This window comes from Solibacillus sp. FSL R5-0449, from assembly GCF_037975215.1.
Classification (GTDB): Bacteria; Bacillota; Bacilli; order Bacillales_A; family Planococcaceae; genus Solibacillus.
In genome coordinates this window covers 467542-485102 of the sequence record NZ_CP150239.1, presented here as the reverse complement: position 1 = coordinate 485102, position 17561 = coordinate 467542, and the positions used below count along the sequence as shown (strand labels likewise).

General features: G+C 42.7%; 18 protein-coding genes. 8 read left to right on the top strand and 10 right to left on the bottom strand.

Features of this window, described 5'->3' with window-relative positions:
* Positions 1 to 41: 41 nt before the first annotated feature.
* From MKY27_RS02425 to MKY27_RS02395, 7 genes are all read left to right on the top strand, one after another.
* Complete coding sequence (locus tag MKY27_RS02425) at positions 42 to 1025, top strand: metal ABC transporter ATP-binding protein (protein WP_339197440.1); 984 nt, start codon at positions 42 to 44, stop codon at positions 1023 to 1025.
* Between the two features lie 5 nt (positions 1026 to 1030).
* Positions 1031 to 2068: an anthranilate phosphoribosyltransferase gene (trpD, locus tag MKY27_RS02420; protein WP_339197438.1), complete on the top strand. Its 1038-nt coding sequence runs from the start codon at positions 1031 to 1033 to the stop codon at positions 2066 to 2068.
* A complete protein-coding gene (gene trpC, locus MKY27_RS02415) occupies positions 2065 to 2859 on the top strand; it encodes an indole-3-glycerol phosphate synthase TrpC (protein WP_339175060.1) in 795 nt (264 codons plus the stop codon). The genes trpD and trpC overlap by 4 nt, the downstream gene beginning before the upstream one ends.
* Positions 2856 to 3473, top strand: a complete 618-nt coding sequence (locus MKY27_RS02410; RefSeq protein WP_339175059.1) for a phosphoribosylanthranilate isomerase — start codon at positions 2856 to 2858, stop codon at positions 3471 to 3473. Before trpC ends, MKY27_RS02410 begins: the two co-directional genes overlap by 4 nt.
* Positions 3470 to 4657, top strand: coding sequence for a tryptophan synthase subunit beta (gene trpB / locus MKY27_RS02405; protein ID WP_339197436.1), 1188 nt, complete (start codon positions 3470 to 3472; stop codon positions 4655 to 4657). Before MKY27_RS02410 ends, trpB begins: the two co-directional genes overlap by 4 nt.
* Positions 4654 to 5433 (top strand): tryptophan synthase subunit alpha, encoded by a 780-nt coding sequence (gene trpA / locus MKY27_RS02400; protein ID WP_339197433.1) that lies wholly within the window; start codon positions 4654 to 4656, stop codon positions 5431 to 5433. Before trpB ends, trpA begins: the two co-directional genes overlap by 4 nt.
* 149 nt (positions 5434 to 5582) lie before the next feature.
* Positions 5583 to 5813, top strand: coding sequence for a sulfate permease (locus tag MKY27_RS02395; RefSeq protein ID WP_339175056.1), 231 nt, complete (start codon positions 5583 to 5585; stop codon positions 5811 to 5813).
* 34 nt (positions 5814 to 5847) lie between these two features.
* On the opposite strand, the gene MKY27_RS02390 is transcribed toward MKY27_RS02395, so the two are convergent.
* From MKY27_RS02390 to MKY27_RS02370, 5 genes are all read right to left on the bottom strand, one after another.
* Positions 5848 to 7461, bottom strand: a complete 1614-nt coding sequence (locus tag MKY27_RS02390; protein WP_339199601.1) for a long-chain fatty acid--CoA ligase — start codon at positions 7459 to 7461, stop codon at positions 5848 to 5850.
* A 267-nt stretch (positions 7462 to 7728) separates the two neighbouring features.
* Entirely contained in the window at positions 7729 to 8679 is a 951-nt protein-coding gene (locus MKY27_RS02385; protein ID WP_339197432.1) for an L-threonine 3-dehydrogenase, read from the bottom strand.
* A 469-nt stretch (positions 8680 to 9148) separates the two neighbouring features.
* Positions 9149 to 9469 (bottom strand): YolD-like family protein, encoded by a 321-nt coding sequence (locus MKY27_RS02380; RefSeq protein ID WP_339197431.1) that lies wholly within the window; start codon positions 9467 to 9469, stop codon positions 9149 to 9151.
* Between the two features lie 12 nt (positions 9470 to 9481).
* Entirely contained in the window at positions 9482 to 10735 is a 1254-nt protein-coding gene (locus MKY27_RS02375) for a UV damage repair protein UvrX (RefSeq protein WP_339197430.1), read from the bottom strand.
* A gap of 176 nt (positions 10736 to 10911) precedes the next feature.
* The gene (locus MKY27_RS02370; protein WP_339197428.1) at positions 10912 to 11703 is read right to left on the bottom strand and encodes a carbon-nitrogen family hydrolase; all 792 of its coding nucleotides are present in this window, start codon (positions 11701 to 11703) and stop codon (positions 10912 to 10914) included.
* A gap of 154 nt (positions 11704 to 11857) precedes the next feature.
* On the opposite strand from MKY27_RS02370, the gene MKY27_RS02365 reads away from it, so the two are divergent.
* Entirely contained in the window at positions 11858 to 13039 is a 1182-nt protein-coding gene (locus MKY27_RS02365) for a pyridoxal phosphate-dependent aminotransferase (RefSeq protein WP_339199598.1), read from the top strand.
* A gap of 376 nt (positions 13040 to 13415) precedes the next feature.
* Here MKY27_RS02365 and MKY27_RS02360 read toward each other — a convergent pair whose 3' ends face one another.
* The 5 genes from MKY27_RS02360 to MKY27_RS02340 all read right to left on the bottom strand — a co-directional run bounded on the left by MKY27_RS02360 (position 13416) and on the right by MKY27_RS02340 (position 17236).
* The gene (locus MKY27_RS02360) at positions 13416 to 14606 is read right to left on the bottom strand and encodes a glycine C-acetyltransferase (RefSeq protein ID WP_339175049.1); all 1191 of its coding nucleotides are present in this window, start codon (positions 14604 to 14606) and stop codon (positions 13416 to 13418) included.
* Positions 14607 to 14664: 58 nt separating this feature from the next.
* On the bottom strand, positions 14665 to 15282 hold the full coding sequence (locus MKY27_RS02355) for a YitT family protein (protein WP_339175048.1): 618 nt from the start codon (positions 15280 to 15282) through the stop codon (positions 14665 to 14667).
* 14 nt (positions 15283 to 15296) lie between these two features.
* Positions 15297 to 15785, bottom strand: coding sequence for a Cys-tRNA(Pro) deacylase (gene ybaK / locus MKY27_RS02350; protein ID WP_339197426.1), 489 nt, complete (start codon positions 15783 to 15785; stop codon positions 15297 to 15299).
* Positions 15786 to 15932: 147 nt separating this feature from the next.
* Positions 15933 to 16484: a hypothetical protein gene (locus MKY27_RS02345; protein ID WP_339197424.1), complete on the bottom strand. Its 552-nt coding sequence runs from the start codon at positions 16482 to 16484 to the stop codon at positions 15933 to 15935.
* 137 nt (positions 16485 to 16621) lie between these two features.
* On the bottom strand, positions 16622 to 17236 hold the full coding sequence (locus MKY27_RS02340) for a hypothetical protein (RefSeq protein ID WP_339197422.1): 615 nt from the start codon (positions 17234 to 17236) through the stop codon (positions 16622 to 16624).
* Positions 17237 to 17561 lie beyond the last annotated feature (325 nt).

Sequence of the window (17561 nt, the reverse complement as noted above, 5' to 3'; positions counted from 1 at the left end):
ATCGTAAAGGCGTAGTTTATTTCAAAAAAGGAGTGTTTCAAATGGTAGTTCAGCAACATTTTCGTACATCAATGAAAAAAGTAAATGGGGATTTACTGACACCGATTTCTATTTTCCAGCGACTGCAAGGTGAACGGAAGTTTTTATTGGAAAGTTCCTCAAAATATGATGGTAATGGACGCTATTCGTTCATTGGTGTCAACCCGCGTAAAACATATATCGGGACTGAAGATCAGCTTTTGGATCATACACATCATTCCAATAAAGCCTACACATATGAAGGCGAGCTGATCCAGTTGTTGAAGCAAGTGATGCCGCGCATTTCATCACATACAGAATATCCGTTTACAGGTGGCGGCATTGGCTATATTCACGCATTGCAGAAGCCGTTGCCTGAACTGCAGTTCCATGTTTACGATACACTCGTTATTTTTGATCATTTAACAGATGAAATTGCTGTTTTCCATACAAATATTGAAGCAGAGCAAGTGGCACCAAATATTGATCAACTGATTGAACAGCTGTTTACAACACAGACACCTGAACAGTCATCCTATACATTACAACATGTCGAAAAAGAGGAAAATGGAAGTTATCGTGCACAATTTACTGGCGAGGCCCTTTCCCTTTACCGGAAAATGCGCGTTGAACACGCTGCACCGTATATGTACTATGTCGAATTTGATGATTGCACAGTAATCGGCACATCAAAATCAAACTATATGCAAGTAAGGGACGGGAATATTTCCGTTACAAATGATGCCCCGTCAATCGAACGCTTTAGTACAGAAAACTCGGTGCAGCAGCTTGCCAATGTTACAACAGGTACGTTAAGCCCTACCCTTCATGCCATCGACGTCGTGAAAGGGCTATTGCCAGCACAAGGCTTGATCGGCTATATCGGCTTTAATGGCCAGGTCGATTTCACAACACCGGAACAAACGATAATAATTCAAGGTAATGTCGCACAGCTTCACTCGGAAACAGATGAAGAAGCGCCATTCCACTCTTTACTGAAAGGATGATGAACATGTCTTTACTTCCATATATTGAACAGATCGAGCGAAAAGAGCATTTAGTTTTTGAGGAAATGAAACAGGCGGCACAGCTTATTTTTAATGAGCAAACACCGAAAGATCAGATTGCCTCATTTTTAACAGCGATGAGTGCAAAAGGAGAAACGGCACATGAAGTTGCGGGCTTGGCTTCTGTCATGAAATCACATGCAGTTGCTGTCGAAGTACCCGAAGGCATCTATATCGATAACTGCGGCACAGGCGGGGATGGACTACAAAGCTTCAATATAAGTACGACTTCCGCATTTGTATTGGCAGGTGGCGGTATTTCAGTAGCAAAGCACGGCAACCGGAAAGTATCGAGCGCTTCAGGAAGCTCGGATGTGTTGGAAGCACTTGGCATTACACTGCTGCCGAATATCGAGCAAACATCTGAATTGCTCAAACAGCATGGTATCGCCTTTTTACATGCTCCGAACATGCACCCGAAGTTAAAACGGATTGGTGAAGTTCGACAGGCAATCGGCAAGCCGACGATTTTCAATTTAGTCGGCCCCCTAACAAACCCTATTCCGTTAAAAACGCAGTTTGTCGGCATTAACCGACCTAACTTCACGACCGATTATGCGGAAGTGCTCCATATGCTGGGACGAGAACGTGCAATCGTCGTATCTGGCGCCCAAGGAATGGATGAAGCTTCGCTGGATGGTGAAAACACTTTTGTACTGCTAGACCGCGGGGACATGATTCCATTTAAACTGCGTGCTGAAGATGTCGGTTTAGCCGCACAGCCCCTTTCTGCAATTCGCGGCGGTTCTCCTGCAGAAAATGCAGTTATCATGCGTGACTTACTAAAAGGAAAACAAAGCGTGTATTTCGATACGGTTCTTTTAAATGCCGGCATTGGCTTCTTTGCATACGGGCTTGCCGAGACGATGAAAGAAGGAATCGAGATGGCGAAGGACAGCATAATGTCAGGACGCGCTTATGAAAAATTAGAAAATATCGTTGCTTATAGCCAAAAAAAGACGCAGGAGGAACCCGTAAAATGACGATTTTAGACCGTATTATTGACCAAAAAAAGACTGAGCTGCCACAATTGCTTTCGACAAAGCCTGTGTTTTTAACAATTGATAAGGTCCGCCCTTCCCTATACGAAACACTGATATCAGCCAATTCATTGCAAGTAATTTCGGAAATGAAACGTGCTTCCCCTTCTAAAGGTGATATTGCGACAGAAGTCGACCCTGTTGAGCAAGCGTTACAATACGAAGAAGCAGGTGCTGCCTGTATTTCCGTCTTGACAGAGCGCGCATTTTTCAAAGGTAGCTATGCAGATTTAAATGCCGTTGCCAATGCTGTGGACATACCGGTTTTATGTAAAGATTTCATCATTCATGAAGTGCAGATCGACTATGCGAAAGCGGCCGGCGCATCGGTTATCCTGTTGATTGTCGCAGCATTAACGGATGACCAGCTGAAATCCCTTTACGCCTATGCGACAGAACAACAGCTGGAAGTGCTCGTTGAAGTACATGATGCCGATGAATTAAAGCGTGCCCTTGCTATTGGGGCAAATATTATCGGAGTGAATAACCGGAATTTGAAAACATTCGATGTTTCGTTGTCAGCAACACTTGAAATTGCGCAGCTTCTTCCCCCTTCACCGATAGCATTTATTAGTGAAAGCGGCATTTTAGGTCCGGAAGATGCACAGTTTGTGGCGAATGCTGGCGCAAAAGGAGTATTAGTCGGCGAAGCATTAATGCGCAGCGGAGACGTCAAAAATTCACTTAAAGCACTACAAATCGACATAACAGCAAAGGTTGGCGAAAATCGATGACAAAAGTAAAAATTTGCGGATTAAAAGAAATTGAACATGTGGAAACAGCGGTCAAAGCAGGTGCCGATTTTATCGGATTTATGTTTGCGCCCAGTAAACGACGCATTACGGTAGAGGAAGCAGTGGAACTGGCAAAGGCAATTCCGAGTACGGTCAAAAAAGTCGGGGTTTTTGTCAATGAGGAACCAGCCACTATTCGTCAAATTGCAAAAGAAGTCGGACTCGATTATATCCAGTATCACGGAGATGAAACGCCTGATCAGATTCAGGAAATCGGGTTGCCGGCAATTAAAGCATTTTCGATTCGTAGCGAAGACGATGTGACACGTGCGGCAACATATGATGTGGACTATTATTTGTTCGATGCGCCTGGAACTGACTTCCGTGGAGGAAGCGGAAAGTCTTTTGACTGGATGCTGCTTGATAAAGTGAAAATCCCGCTTGAAAAGGTCATTTTGGCAGGTGGACTAAATGAAGAAAATGTTGGATTGGCGATTATGCTTGTCGAGCCATTTGCGGTAGATGTTTCAAGTGGTGTAGAAGTGGATGGTCGAAAAAGTTCAGCAGCGATTACGAATTTTATTGAAACAGCAAAAGGAGAGTTGATTTTATGACGACAGTAAAAGGACGTTTTGGGCGATTCGGCGGGCAATTTGTACCCGAGACATTGATGACTTCACTTGAAGAATTGGAGCTTGCATATGAGGAAGCAAAAAAGGACCCCTCTTTCCAGGAAGAACTTGACTATTATTTAAAGCAATATGTCGGACGTGAAACTCCCCTCTATTTTGCGGAGCGTTTAACGAAAAAAGTCGGCGGTGCGAAAATCTATTTAAAACGAGAAGATTTAAACCATACTGGTGCACATAAAATAAATAACGCGATTGGCCAGGCACTTTTAGCAAAACGTATGGGGAAGAAAAAAATTGTTGCTGAAACAGGTGCAGGTCAGCACGGTGTCGCAACGGCAACTGCGTGTGCATTGCTTGATATGGAATGTATCGTTTATATGGGGGCAGAAGATGTACGCCGCCAGCAACTGAACGTTTTCCGTATGGAGCTGCTCGGGACAAAAGTTGTTGCAGTAGAAAAAGGCTCCGCTACATTAAAGGATGCAGTTAATGAAGCGTTGCGTCACTGGGTTACGCATATAGAAGATACGCATTACATTTTAGGATCGGCACTTGGACCACACCCCTTCCCTACAATTGTCCGTGATTTCCAGCGTGTCATCGGGGATGAAACACGTGCCCAAATTTTACAGCAGGAAGGACGTCTTCCGGATACAGTTATTGCTTGTATCGGTGGCGGCAGTAATGCAATCGGAATGTTCTACCCATTTGTGGAAGATCAAGATGTAGCATTATACGGAGTGGAGGCTGCAGGTTCAGGTGTCAATACCGACAAACACGCGGCAGCAATTCATGTCGGGAAAACCGGTGTCCTTCACGGTGCATTCATGTATTTATTGCAGGATGACAATGGCTTTGTTCAAGAAGCGCATTCAATTTCTGCGGGGCTTGATTATCCGGGAGTTGGACCGGAACACTGCCATTTACATGAAACAGGTCGTGCAGCCTACCCTTCTGTTACAGATGAAGAGGCACTTGAAGGTGTGAAGCTGTTATGTGAAACGGAAGGAATTTTACCGGCATTGGAAAGCGCACATGCAGTTTACTATGCAAGTCAATTTGCCAAGGACCGACCTGCCGATGAAATTGTTGTTGTTTGCTTATCAGGACGCGGGGACAAAGATGTTCACACATTAATGGATAAACTTGGAGGTGGCGTGAAATGACATTGCAAAAACAGCTAGAAAACGTATTAGCAGCAGGGGATAAAGCATTTGTTCCTTATATTATGGCAGGCGATGGCGGGCTTGAAACATTAAAACCTACTATATTAAAGCTTCAGCAAATCGGGGTTTCCGCAATTGAAGTCGGCATTCCATTTACAGATCCTGTAGCTGATGGACCAACTATTGAACAAGCCGGTGAACGGGCACTTGCCAAAGGTGTGACATTGAAAAAGGTACTGGATGAACTCCAAAGCTTTGCACAGGAAATCCATATTCCGCTCGTTGTCATGACGTACTTAAACCCGATTCTGGCTTATGGAATTGAAGTATTTGCAGAGGATGCAAAACGTGGTGGTGTCGAAGGACTGATTGTACCGGATATGCCTTTTGAAGAAAGTGCCTTATTGCATGATGCGTTAAAGGAAAACGGCATTGCACTCGTCCAGCTCGTATCATTGATGAGCCCTCCTGAACGAATTAAAAAATTAGCCGCTGCAAGTGAAGGCTTCGTTTATGCGGTTACGGTAAACGGTATTACCGGTGAACGCGCAAGCTTTGCCACAGAACTTGCCGGTCACTTTACAAACTTGAAAGCAGCAAGCAATATTCCGGTATTGGCAGGTTTCGGTATTTCTACGACTGAACATGTAAAAAGCTTTGGTGACATTGCGGATGGCGTAATTGTCGGCAGTAAAATTGTTACAGCACTCGTTGAGCAAGACTGGGCAACAATCGAAGCGCTTGTACAGGCAACGAAGAAGACGGCTGTAATTTAGTCGTTGCTTATAAAGAGGATGCAAAGACTAGTGAATAAGTGGGTTCCCCCATTTCAATCAGTACCTTTGCATCCTACTTTCTTCTATATATATATTCTGTTTCCTTTATATGGTATCCTTTGATTAAATCTATTTAGTGGGGGTTCAAGATGAATGTAAAGGACTTTTTTGCGGGTTTGTTTTTTGTCGCGATTGCCGGTTATTTTACTTATGTGCTAGTCGATAGCATGCCAAAGCTGTTCATTGACAGCACAACGACTTGGCAATACTTTGTCGCATTCTTTCGTGTTGCACTCATTATTTTCCTTTTCAACTTAGGACTCTCCCTTATGAAACGCTTTTTCGTAGGCGGGACGACAAAAAACGGGAACGCTCGGTAATTCGATGCTTTCCCGTTTTTTATTTCATTCCACACTATAGTTGGAGCTGTGGATAAATTTCATTCACATTTTCGCGTAACTTTGCCTTTAAGAATTTCCCGACAGAAGTTTTCGGAATTTCCGTTAAGAAGACGATATCATCCGGCAACCACCACTTAGCAAATTGACCTTCCAAAAATAACGTTAGCTCTTCTCTAGTTGCATTTGCTCCCTCTTTCAGGACAACACATGCCAGCGGACGCTCCTGCCATTTCGCATGTGGAATGGCGATGACCGCCGCTTCAAATACCGCTTCATGCGACATGAGCGCATTTTCCAAATCAACGGACGAGATCCACTCACCACCGGATTTGATCAAATCTTTCGTTCGATCTGTTATTTTAATGAATCCCTCTTTTGAACGAACCGCGATATCACCTGTATATAGCCAACCATTAGAAAATGCTTCCGCTGTACGTTCATCTTTATAATATTCTGCCGCAATCCATGGACCACGCAGACGCAGCTCGCCCATTGTTTCGCCATCCCAAGGTACTTCACCGTTTTCATTGACGATGCTTGACTCTATCCCCGGAACCGTTAAACCTTGCATCGCGCGTGTTTCGATTTTTTCATCCAATGACCAGTCATCCATATGTGACATATCACGTGACATTGAAACAATCGGTGAAGTTTCCGTCATGCCGTATGCCACAATATAATTGACGCCCATTTCTTCATATTTTTTAATAAGCCCTTTTGGTGAAGCAGACCCTCCACAGAAAATAGCTTGTAATGTCGATAAATTACGTGCTCTTTTTTCCTGCTCCTGCAATGCGCCAAGCCAGATTGTCGGGACACCCGCGGTTTTCGTTACATTGTATTGCTCAATGAAATCCAATATTAATGACGGTGTAAACTGAGAGCCGATCAATACTTGCGTCGCCCCTACATTCACTGCTGCAAACGGCATCCCCCAAGCGTTGACATGGAACATCGGAACAATCGGTAAAATTGTGTCACGTTCTGAAATTGCCATCGTATCCACCATTGAAATCGACATGGAATGCAGTACGAGCGAACGATGTGTATACACGACCCCTTTTGGATTTCCTGTTGTTGCGCTTGTATAGCACATGCTTGCCGGCGCATTTTCATCCAAATCTTCCGGGAACGCAAAGTTTTCATCTGCTTCTTCCAGCAATGCCTCGTATGACAGTACATTCGGCAAAGTCGTTTCCGGCAGCTCCCCATCCGCCATAATGATGTAATGTTCAATTGTTTTCAGCTCCGACTGCACTTCTTCAATGAGCGGCACTAAATCTTCATCTATTAAAATTATTTTATCTTCCGCATGATTAATAATGTACGCAATATGTTCCGGTGACAGGCGGATATTAACCATATGCAAAATTGCACCTGTACATGGAACCGCAAAATATGCTTCTAAATGGCGGTGCTGATTCCAGGCAAACGACGCAATCTTGTCGCCGCGCTCCATGCCCAGCTTGGTTAATGCGTGCGCCAGCTTTCTTGTGCGTTTCACCCATTGCCCGTATGTAAGGCGATGAACCTTTTCCTCACTTGTACGTGAAATAATTTCTTTGTGTGCATAATACGTTTCTGCACGCTTAATCATATCTGTTAGAACGAGTGGTGTTTGCATCATCATTATATATTTCCCCCTTTTATGAGACGTTATCTTTTACCGGCAATCCCCATTACTGATAAAACGCCTCCTAATTTCTCCCACAACATCATTCTAATATAATATACTGAAAAATGAAAATATTTTGTCAATAATGCAGCAATTTCTTTTTTCTGCGGAAAATGGAAATTACTGAATTTCGCTTTTCATAAAGGCTATCCGCAGGCAGCCCTATAAAATAAAAAAGCGAGTGAACTGCTTGCCAACAGTTTCACTCGCTTCTATAAGTTAAATTGCGTTTTGCGCTAATCGTACTTTTAGTTTTTCCAGCATATCGACCGTCATTTTTTCCAGATCGTAGCTTGCTTTAAAGCCCCATTCCTTAATCGCTGCTGATGAGTCGATTGCATTTGGCCAGCTGTCGGCAATTGCCTGACGAATTGGGTCCACATCATAATCCATTGTGAAGCCAGGAATATGCTTTTTAATTTCGGCTGCGATTTGAGACGGCTCAAAGCTCATCGCCGAAATATTAAATGCATTGCGATGCATAAGCTTTGCCGGGTCTGCTTCCATTAAATCAACAATGGCCTGCAGTGCATCCGGCATATACATCATATCCATATACGTACCTTCTGCAATATACGATGTGTAGCGTCCTTCCGCAATTGCTTTATAATAAATATCTACCGCATAGTCCGTCGTTCCTCCACCAGGTGGCGTCACATAAGAAATCAACCCCGGGAAACGGACACCGCGTGTATCCAGTCCGTAACGTGTGTAGTAGTAGTCGCATAATAATTCGCCTGCTACTTTATTGACACCGTACATCGTTGTTGGGCGCTGCAGTGTATCTTGTGGTGTATTGTCCTTTGGCGTAGAAGGACCGAACGCGCCGATTGAACTTGGCGTGAAAAACTGCATATCCAGTTCACGTGCCACTTCAAGTGCATTCATTAAACCGCCCATATTTAAATTCCAGGCGAATACCGGATTTTTTTCTGCTGTTGCCGAGAGTAATGCAGCCATGTGTATCATCGTGTCTGCACCAAAATCATGGGCAAGTGTGTGCATGCGTTTCCCATCTGTTACATCCAATACTTCAAATGGACCTTCATGCTGATCAATTTTTCGAATATCTGTTGCCAATACATTATCTGTGCCATACGTATGGCGTAATTTCTCTACTAATTCCGAACCAATTTGACCTAAAGCACCGGTCACCATAATTTTCTTCAAGCTGAAGCCTCCCTATCCTTTAAAAGACAGTTTTTCAGCCTGTTACCGCTGAATATACCGTCTATTATTTCTCATCTATTAAAACAAATGTCCTTGTGGAAAATACATAGAGCCATCCACAAAACTTGATGTTCAAACATTTTCATGAAATTTATTATAGGGTGTTCTTTTGTAAAAAACAATACGTTAAAAATATTCTTTTTGAGCAATACATTTGTACGTGTGAAATATTCGAATAGAAAAATTGCTTCTATTAGGGTGGTTCTCGTTATAAGATTGAGAGAAATTAATTTCTCTTTCTAAAATGGGGTTGATTTCCATTCCGGGTCGGACGCTTTCCGCGGGCACGGCTCGAGCCTGTAGTCTCTCGCTCGCGCTATTCCCGCTGGAGTCGCCTCCCCTCCATTCCAATCAACTTGCTTAATATCTGGTTTTATCGTTTCTATTTTTTATTGGACAATTGGAAAGTCTACTCATCCAATAGCGCTTCATAAATATGGTGGAACTGAATTTTTTCGCTGTTTGTCAGTTTTACGTATTGTTCGTGGATGTTGATTTTTTGAATTGCCCCGGAAACTGTATAGTGGCCTGTTTGCTCCCATACTTTTAGTTGGATCGGGCAATGCTCTGTGTAGGCTCTCTGCAGATTGATGTTAATTTGTTCTAACTGGGCTTCGTCGAGTTGGGGTTGGGTAACAAGTGCGTCCTCTTCTTGCCATTCACGCAATAGTTTGACATGCTCCGGCAGCATCATTGCGTTCCATTTAATTGTTCCTCTATCCTTGTTCATCGCCTTCACTCCTTATTGTTTATGCCCGCCTACTAATTTAGCCCGTGTCAGTGCAGTACCTGCTTCCGTATAGGAAACAGCACGCAATATCGCTGTTGTACCGTATTTCGTACGTAAACGGTCCATCGTTTCTCCGAGCTTGCGGTTGCGCCAACGCATTTCATCGAACAGGCTGAGCTGCATCGAATATTCGCTTTCAATATTGCTTAATGTAATCGTAATTTTGCGTGCCGGTCGTTCGGCATAAAATTCGTCAAGCAGCTGCTTGCACACTTCGAAAATTTTCAATGTATCGTTTGTCGGCTCATCGATTGTGCGTGAACGATGAAATCCACCCCCGAAGGCATCTTTACTGTAGCTAAGCCCTAATGAAATCGTCCGTCCGATTTTTTTCGCTTCCCGCGCCCGCCTCGCCACGTCTTCACACATTTCCAGCAATACGACTAAAATTTCCTTTCGACTGCGATAATCGCGCATCAGCATCTGCCCCTTGCCGAAGCTGATTTGTCCTTGCATAATCGGCGCACCGACTGTCGAGTGATCGATTCCCCACGCATGGTAATACAGCTGATTGCCGAGAACGCCGAAGCGCTTTTCTAGTAACGCTAAATCGGCATGCGCCAAATCATAGACCGAGTAAATGCCCATATGATTCAGCGTTCTTTCCGTACGGCTGCCGATTCCCCACATCGTGGATAGCGGCATAATCGGCCACAGTTTTTCCGGTACATCATTATATGTCCATTTTGCAAATCCCGTCTTTTTTGCTTCGATATCGAGCGCCAATTTTGCCATCAGCATATTTGGGCCGAAACCGACTGCACATGGAATTTCAAATTGGTTGTAAACGAGCTGCTGAATGTATTTTGCCGTTTCTTCAGGCGGTCCCCATAATTTTTCGGTTCCGGTTAAATCGATAAAACTTTCGTCGACGCTATATACATGAATGGCCTCTTTTGGAACGAATTCGTTGAACAGACGTGTAATTTCCATTGATATGCGTATAAAAAATGACATCCGCGGCTCAAAAAGACGAATATCCGGATGTGGCGGGATTTCGTACAATCGCGAACCTGTGCGAATATTAAAGCGCTTTTTCATCGGAGGGGATGCTGCAAGTACAACACTTCCCTTTTGCTGAAAATTTCCGACAATCGCAATCGGGACTTCCATTACATTTAAATTTTCAACCGACGCAATACAGCTTGCATAAAAACTGCGCATATCAATACAAATAATCGAACGTTCCGGCGCATTTTCATACATAAAGCTCATCTCCTTGTATCGAACATTTGTTCTTATATTAAAATGAGACGTGTGAGATGGCAAGTGGAAAGTAGTGGTTGTTTTGGTTCTGGAGAGATTTTTTTATGTATCAGTGAGTTAATTTGCTGCTAAATGCAAAAAAAGCGCACCGGCATTCATCCAGTACGCTTTAAAATTTATTCTTTTATTACTTTTTCATAGAGACCCGGACGGCGATCTTCATATACAGGGATGCGGCCGCGCACTTCATCAACTGTTGAAAAATCAACGTCAATAATCGCCAGCTCCTCATCTTCTGCGCCTGTCCAAAGCACTTCACCCCATGGCCCGATAATCATTGACTGACCATTGAAATTTTCCACTTTACGGGCAATACGATTTACCGCAACGACGAAGCACTGGTTTTCAATTGCTCGCGCCTGCAGTAATATTTTCCAGTGGTCAATACGTGGTGTTGGCCATTGTGCAGGTACGAACAGTACCTTAGCGCCATCCAACGCGTGGGAACGCAGCCATTCCGGGAAGCGAATATCATAGCAAATCGCTCCGCCTGCTTCAAGTTCGCCTAATGCGAAACGGTTCATGTCACTGCCGGATTCCAAATACAAATGCTCATTCATTAAGCGGAATAAATGCACTTTACTGTACTCGCCAACTAACTCCCCATCACGACTGTACGTGTACATCGTATTGTAAAACTTATCATCACGCTTCACCGATACCGATCCACCTACAATATGTACCGCCAATTCTTTTGAAAGCCTGCTTAAAAATGCTTTCGTACGTTCCCCATTTTCGTCCGCCAGCTCTTCCAGTTTTTCAAGCGCATAGCCTGTATTCCACATTTCCGGTAATACAACGATTTCCGCGCCGCCTGCTACCGCTTCTCGAATAAACTTCTCCGCGCGTTCATAGTTTTCATCAACCTTGCCAAAACCAACATTCAATTGAATACAACCAATTTTCATAACTGCCACCGCCTTAAATATTCCGTGCGAATCTATTTTCGCATATTCGTACTCATTGTAACATCTCATTATAAGTTGTCAAAATCTTCACTTTACTTAAGTGAAGTTTTAGACTAACATTAACCTTACTATTTTTCAGAGGTGATAAAGAATGATTGAATTCTCGAAAAAGCTGCAGCAGTTACCTCAACAGTTTTTCGCAGCACTTGTAAACAAAGTAAATGAAGCGCTAGCCCAAGGGCGCGATGTGATTAATTTAGGTCAAGGGAATCCCGATCAGCCAACACCGGCACATATTGTGGAGGCACTGCAAAATGCGGCAAACGATCCGCAAACGCACAAATATTCTCCGTTCCGTGGTATTGCAGAGCTCAAGCAGGCAGCTGCAGACTTTTATAAACGTGAGTATGATATCGACATTGATCCCACTACAGAAGTGGCCATCCTTGGCGGAACGAAAATCGGTTTAGTCGAACTTCCGCTTGGTCTCCTGAATCCGGGTGATTATATGCTCCTTCCTGATCCGGGTTATCCGGATTACTTATCCGGTGTCGCACTTGCGGATGTGAAGTTTGATACGATGCCGCTTCAAGAGGAAAATCACTTTTTGCCGGAATACAAGGCATTGTCCGCAGAAATTAAAAGCCGGGCAAAAATGATGTATTTAAACTATCCGAACAACCCGACTGGCGGTGTCGCAACGCCCGAATTTTTTAAACAGACCGTACAGTTCGCTAAAGAAAATAACATTGCGGTTGCCCATGACTTCGCTTACGGGGCACTCGGCTTTGATGGAGAACGCCCGCCAAGCTTCCTGCAGGCACCCGGTGCAAAAGAAGTCGGCATTGAGCTTTATACATTGTCCAAATCATACAATATGGCAGGCTGGCGCATCGGCTTTGCTGTTGGTAACGCAAAAATGATTGAAGCGATCAATATTATTCAGGACCATCTGTTTTGCAGCCAGTTCCCGGCGATTCAGCATGCTGCAGCAGTAGCACTGAATGAAGAACAATCTTGTGTTGAGGAATTGCGTGCATTATATGAGCGCCGCCGCAATGTGCTCGTTGAAGAAGCTCATAAAATCGGCTGGGAAGTGACCGCTCCGAAAGGTTCATTCTTTGCATGGCTTCCTGTACCTGCACCATATACGAGTGAACTGTTCGCGGACTTTTTACTGGAAAGAGCGGATATTGCCGTTGCAGCCGGCAATGGGTTTGGCGAGTACGGCGAAGGCTATATTCGCGTCGGGCTGCTCGTCGATGAAGAACGTTTGCGCGAAGCAATGCACCGTGTTGCGAAGCTTGGTCTGTTTGCGCAGACGGTTGTGAAATAATAAGGTTTAACAATTTGAATGATGGTCAAAATGAAGACATGCTTCAACTTTGTATAAGAGAATGGCAAATTTATATTCGCCATTCTCCTTACTTTAATAGCCAAATATCTAAGCTTATTCGCCAATTCATTGTAAAAAGCAGTTTGAGAATTGGCTGTGTAAGTATATTCGCCATTTTATTAACGATAATCGCCATTTATTAAATATATTCGCCACTTTCATCCGCATAATCGCCACTTCCCCCAGTTAATAGACACTTCTGTACAGATAATCGCCATTTTGAAATTTATTAAACCATAGAAGGCTCTAAAGTTGAACTTTCACAACAAAACAAAAAAACTCAGCACCATCTAAACAGTGCTGAGCTTAATATCGTTTATTTAATTACTTCTAACTCACGGCCTACTTTTTCGTAAATTGCTAATGCTTCATCAAGCATTTCTTTCGTATGGGCCGCTGTTGGCATATTGCGCACGCGACCTGTTCCTTTTGGTACTGTCGGGAACACGATTGCTTTTGCATACACGCCTTCTTCAAGCAAGCGTTTCGAGAATTGTTGTGTTAGCTTTTCTTCGCCGATAATGCATGGTGTAATCGGTGTTTCCGATTCCCCAATATTAAAGCCAAGTTTTGCTAGGCCGTCTTTTAAATACTGACCGTTTTCCCAAAGCTTGTCATGCAGCTCTGTCGATTCCATAATCATCTCTACCGCGCGTGTAATCGCCGCTACATCCCCTGGTGGTAATGCTGTTGAGAATAAAAACGGACGAGAACGAACTTTTAGCCAGTCGATCAGGTTTTTCTTCCCTGCCACATAACCGCCGACAACACCGATTGCTTTTGACAATGTACCGATTTGGAAGTCGATATCATGTTGCAGACCGAAATGCTTCACTGTTCCGGCACCTTTACCAGTAACGCCTGAACCATGTGCATCATCTACATAAGTGATTAGGTCAAACTCTTTTGCGATTTCAACGATTTCCGGAAGCTTGGCAATATCGCCATCCATCGAGAAAACACCGTCTGTAATGACCATTACTTTATTGTATAGGCCTGATTCTGTTGCATCTTTTGCTTTTGCGCGTAAATCATCCATATCTGCATGGGCAAATGGAATAATTTTCGCTTTAGATAAACGACAGCCGTCGATAATTGAAGCATGGTTTAGTGCATCCGATAAAATCGCATCATTTTTGTCCATAACAGCAGAAATTGCCGCCATATTACAATTGAAGCCTGATTGATAGCTGATTGCTGCTTCTGTCCCTTTAAATTTTGCTAATGTTTCTTCCAGTTTTACGTGTAGATCGAGCGTACCGTTAATTGTACGAACAGCACCTGCACCAACACCGTATGTGGCAATTGTGTCCTGAGCAATCTTTTTCAGCTCATCGTTCGTCGCCAAGCCTAAGTAGTTGTTTGATGACAGGTTTACAAGCTGTTTGCCTCCAACTTTAATAATCGGGCCGTTTGCTCCTTCTACCGGATCGATTTCGTTGTATAAACCTTGTGCTTGTAGTGCCAGTAAGTTTTCATCTAAAAAGGTATTTAATACGTTTGACATGCGCGTTCATCCTTTCGATATCTATTTCCACTATATTTTAGCACAGAGAATGAAAATTTTATGTAAGCGGCTCTCCGATTATTTCCTCAAGCTTTCGTTTAAAGAAAAATAATGACGGCTGAATGACATAACCTGTACCGAGCGCTAAAACAACCGTCCCGAAACCAACAGGACCGCCAAGCAGCCATCCGGCACCTGTCGCAAATACTTCCATTACGAGCCTGCCTGTTTTCACTGAATAGCCTTTACTCGCAATTATCATCATAATTGTATCACGCGGACCTTCACCAAGACTTGCCGCAATATAAAGTGCACAGCCAATGCTCATTACAAAAAAGCCGCCCGTAAAATACGCAAGTTCCAGTGCAAAAATATTGGTCTCTGGCAGGAGCCAGTTGAACAAATCAATAAATGAACCGATGAACAGCATATTTAAAAATGTCGCAAGTTTCGGTATGCGTTTCAAATAAATCGATGTTCCGATAATAATCGTCAGCCCCGTTAAAATAGACCAAGAACCGATCGTCAATCCGATCTGCTTATAAAGACCAATATGGAAAACATCCCATGGAGCTGTTCCGACAACATTTCCTTTAATCGTCATCGTAATTCCAAGCGCCATGATCATCATTCCTACAAAAAAACTTCCCCATTGCCATTTAAATTTCTTCGACACAACAATCCTTCTTTCTATGATGAGACAATCGATGCAAATTGACCGTTCGTTGCCTTTTGTAAATCTTCCGGTGCAAGCTTAATCTGCATCCCGATTTTGCCTGCACTGACAATAATATAATCCAATGCAGTCGCCGCTTCCTCAATAATAGTCGGAAAAAGCTTTTTCATCCCGATCGGTGAGCAGCCCCCGCGAATATAACCCGTTAAGCCAAGAAGCTCCTTAACCGGAAGCATCTCAATTTTCTTTTGCCCTACCACTTTTGCTGCGGCCTTTAAATTCAATTCCGCATCTACGGGAATGACGAAAACAAAATAATTGCCCTTTCCTGCAGTTGCAACCAATGTTTTATAGACATGAAGGGCAGGCTGGCCGATTTTGCCGGCAACGGTCAATCCATCCACTGCTTCCCCATCGTTGATCGTATACTCAAAGATTTCATGTGCAATTTTTTTCTGCTCAATTAAACGAACTGCATTTGTTTTTGCTTGCTTCTTCGCCAAAAAGACCACTCCATAATTTCAACTTTGGAAATAGTATACCATTGAATGATCTGGTGCGTGAATGATGGGAAAGTTGGAACTAATTATAAAAAACCACCTAAAACGTAGCTTTGACTCCGTTCTAAGTGGTAAAAAATAATCGGTATTTTAATTGCTCAAAGATGGTCTTTTTAAAATCAAAGCGGAAATAATATATCCTGCTACTATAGCTACCCCGAAAGTTACAAGTGACCCGAGCATTTCTAGTTTTACCGTCATTAAAAATACAATGGCAACCGCCAGTGCTGTCATTGTAATGACAGAAATCCACAGTAAACGGTCCTGCACAGTTTTAACTAATGTAGCAGATGGAGTACTAGCCGTTTCTGCATCGGCAGCTTTTAAAATATTTTTTAAACGGCGCAGGTTAATAGCTGGTCCCATGAACGTCATTACAATCAGTGCCGCTAATGAAAGATTGATCCAAGCCGCGTGCCAGCCCCAAGTAGTAATCACCAAATATAATGCCGGCAGGAAAATAATGATGACACTAAATGGCAATAGTCCATCAACTTTAACGGCCAATGCTGCCCAAACACGCAGCGTTTCTGTTTTCTTTGAGTATAGCATCGCAATCATTGCAGTAATCGTTAACCCGACTGCTATAAACATCATAACTGTACCTATAATATGTAGAAAAAGCATAATACTATAAAGCATTTTTTATCTCCTTTAGTCTGATATAAGTTTAACGTACATATTATACAATGATATGTTATATTATGGTAAAATAATATATACTTTTACTCTAAAAATAGTTAAAATAAAAAACCCACTCGTTTTGAGTGGGTTTTTAGTCATGCAATTTGAGAGAAAAACGATTCATTTACTGAACGGTAACCGTTATTCACCATTGCAATATGCGCACTGTATTTTTGTGCAGCTATATTGAATGAACGCTGGAATAACCGCTTTTCCAACTCTTGACCAAACACTGTTTGCTCGTCTGGATTACGTGTAAAGTCTTGTTGGAATTTTTCCGGTATTGTAAATGAAAGATTTTCATTAAATAACGAGCTTGCTTCCTCGGATTGTACTTGCTCATTATGTTCATCTTGAGTGTTTGCCGGCATTTGCGGGATTGAGGTTGATATATTCGCTGCTGTAAGTAAATCTTGAGATGAAGGGACAGCTGATGCTACACGCACATTGTCCAATATTGGTGTTTGTTTATACGTGATGTCATTTACCACTGCAAGATTTTCAGCCTGATCGGCATTGTCCTGTGTCAGTAAATCTTTTTCTGTTTTACCGGAAAGGAGGTTTTCCAGCACTTTTAGCAGTGGATTTTTACTTGGATCCGTGTATTGCGCATGCTTTTTATATGCGTCACCCGCCTCTTTGCGAAGCTGGGAACGTTTTCTTTCATCTAACTCTGAACTAACGCCTCGTACCAAGCTATTTATCTTCATCTTCTTCACCCCTTTTGTAAAAGTTACATTAATTTTTTATTAATATACCAACATATATCGTATTTATATAGAAAATATTCACTAATTATTCATAATCAGAACTTTCCTACCAACCTTATCTGCCCTAACAGCCTATAAAATGGACTATCTGTTACTTTTTAATTCAAGTACCCAATACCTATAATAAAAAAACCAATATTCATTGCCGTTATAATACGAAAATTTGTGATACCTCTCCCTTGTAATTTATTTCAAATTAAAACATCTTTATTCCGAGATATATTTATCATATAATGATTTTAGTTGTCAATAACTCTTGCTCAAC

What these genes read in the sequence shown, in the direction of transcription:
- MKY27_RS02390 (WP_339199601.1), bottom strand. Translation starts at nt 7,461, where the DNA reads ATGATGCAAACACCACTCGTTCTAACAGATATGATTAAGCGTGCAGAA.
- trpC (WP_339175060.1), top strand. Translation starts at nt 2,065, where the DNA reads ATGACGATTTTAGACCGTATTATTGACCAAAAAAAGACTGAGCTGCCA.
- MKY27_RS02395 (WP_339175056.1), top strand. Translation starts at nt 5,583, where the DNA reads ATGAATGTAAAGGACTTTTTTGCGGGTTTGTTTTTTGTCGCGATTGCC.
- MKY27_RS02345 (WP_339197424.1), bottom strand. Translation starts at nt 16,484, where the DNA reads ATGCTTTATAGTATTATGCTTTTTCTACATATTATAGGTACAGTTATG.
- MKY27_RS02425 (WP_339197440.1), top strand. Translation starts at nt 42, where the DNA reads ATGGTAGTTCAGCAACATTTTCGTACATCAATGAAAAAAGTAAATGGG.
- MKY27_RS02380 (WP_339197431.1), bottom strand. Translation starts at nt 9,469, where the DNA reads ATGAACAAGGATAGAGGAACAATTAAATGGAACGCAATGATGCTGCCG.
- trpA (WP_339197433.1), top strand. Translation starts at nt 4,654, where the DNA reads ATGACATTGCAAAAACAGCTAGAAAACGTATTAGCAGCAGGGGATAAA.
- MKY27_RS02370 (WP_339197428.1), bottom strand. Translation starts at nt 11,703, where the DNA reads ATGAAAATTGGTTGTATTCAATTGAATGTTGGTTTTGGCAAGGTTGAT.
- MKY27_RS02375 (WP_339197430.1), bottom strand. Translation starts at nt 10,735, where the DNA reads ATGTATGAAAATGCGCCGGAACGTTCGATTATTTGTATTGATATGCGC.
- MKY27_RS02410 (WP_339175059.1), top strand. Translation starts at nt 2,856, where the DNA reads ATGACAAAAGTAAAAATTTGCGGATTAAAAGAAATTGAACATGTGGAA.
- trpB (WP_339197436.1), top strand. Translation starts at nt 3,470, where the DNA reads ATGACGACAGTAAAAGGACGTTTTGGGCGATTCGGCGGGCAATTTGTA.
- MKY27_RS02360 (WP_339175049.1), bottom strand. Translation starts at nt 14,606, where the DNA reads ATGTCAAACGTATTAAATACCTTTTTAGATGAAAACTTACTGGCACTA.
- MKY27_RS02340 (WP_339197422.1), bottom strand. Translation starts at nt 17,236, where the DNA reads ATGAAGATAAATAGCTTGGTACGAGGCGTTAGTTCAGAGTTAGATGAA.
- trpD (WP_339197438.1), top strand. Translation starts at nt 1,031, where the DNA reads ATGTCTTTACTTCCATATATTGAACAGATCGAGCGAAAAGAGCATTTA.